At 64.7% G+C, this 1,283-nt stretch carries 1 protein-coding gene; it reads left to right on the top strand.

Going from position 1 to position 1,283, the window contains the following annotated elements; genetic code table 11:
- Positions 1-48: 48 nt before the first annotated feature.
- A complete protein-coding gene (locus tag BST11_RS26775; RefSeq protein WP_083141167.1) occupies positions 49-1,239 on the top strand; it encodes an IS481 family transposase in 1,191 nt (396 codons plus the stop codon).
- Positions 1,240-1,283 lie beyond the last annotated feature (44 nt).

Here is a 1,283-nt window from a genome sequence, read left to right as displayed (position 1 = left end):
GCTGTCTCGCGACATAGTTGACACCTCTGCAAGTCAGGGAGGTCAGCCATGTCGAAGGCGCAGCTGGTCATCACCGCCGTCGTGCTCGAAGGGCGCAGCAAAAGCGAGGTCGCCCGCGACTACGGGCTCTCGCGCTACTGGGTACAGCAGCTGGTCAGCCGCTACCACGCCGACGGGGTCGCGGCCTTTGAGCCACGCTCCCGGCGCCCGCACCACCATCGGCACGCGGTCAGCGCCGAGGTCGAAGACCGCATCGTACGGCTGCGCAAGTCGCTGTCGAAAAAGGGCTACGACGCCGGCGCGGCCACCATCGCCGAGCACTTGACCCGCGACCCCACCATCACCAATGTCCCTGCCACATCAACGATTTGGCGCATCCTGCACAAACGCGGATTCGTCACACCCCAACCCCACAAACGGCCCCGCTCAGCCTGGAAACGTTTCACCGCCGACCAACCCAACCAACTCTGGCAAGCCGACGTCACCCACTGGCGCCTCGCTGACGGCACCGACGTCGAAATCCTCAACATCCTCGACGACCACTCGCGCCTGCTGCTGGCCAGCCGCGCCTATCCCATCGTCGGCGGCCACCACGTCGTCGAAACCTTCACCGCCACCTTCGCCCGCGTGGGCACGCCCGCAGCCGTCCTCACCGACAACGGCGCCATCTTCACCGCCACCCCCCGACGCGGCGGCCGCACCGCCCTACAAGTCATTCTTGGCGAACTCGGCATCAACTACATCAACTCCCGCCCCTATCACCCACAGACCTGCGGCAAAGTCGAACGCCTGCACCAAACCCTGAAAAAACGCCTCGCCGCCGCCCCCGCGCACACCCTCGCCCAGCTCCAAGCCCTACTCGACGAGTTCGCCACCTACTACAACACCATCCGGCCGCATCGCGCCCTGGGCAGACACACACCGCTGCAAGCGTTCAACGCCAGGCCCAAAGCCTTCCCCACCACCTACCACAGCCCACCGCACTACCGGGTCCGCCACGACAGAATCGACGCCGCCGGCGTCATCACCATCCGCTACAACAGCCGCCTGCACCACATCGGACTATCCAAACGCCGCCGCGGCACCCACGTCATCGTGTTGATCAACGACCTCGACATCCGCGTCCTACACCGCGACACCGGCCACCTCATCCGCAAACTCGTCTTAGATCCGACCCGCGACTACCAACCCCGCGGCGTCAAATGCGGAAACAGCCCAGAAAACAGGCTAGAGGTGTAAACCATGTCTCGGGACACCTGTCAACGATGTCCCGAGACATGACA

Origin of the sequence: Mycobacterium alsense, assembly GCF_002086635.1 — a bacterium.
In the GTDB taxonomy this organism is placed as follows: domain Bacteria; phylum Actinomycetota; class Actinomycetes; order Mycobacteriales; family Mycobacteriaceae; genus Mycobacterium; species Mycobacterium alsense.
This window is presented reverse-complemented; position numbering and strand designations above follow the sequence as displayed.

What these genes read in the sequence shown, in the direction of transcription:
- BST11_RS26775 (WP_083141167.1), top strand. Translation starts at nt 49, where the DNA reads ATGTCGAAGGCGCAGCTGGTCATCACCGCCGTCGTGCTCGAAGGGCGC.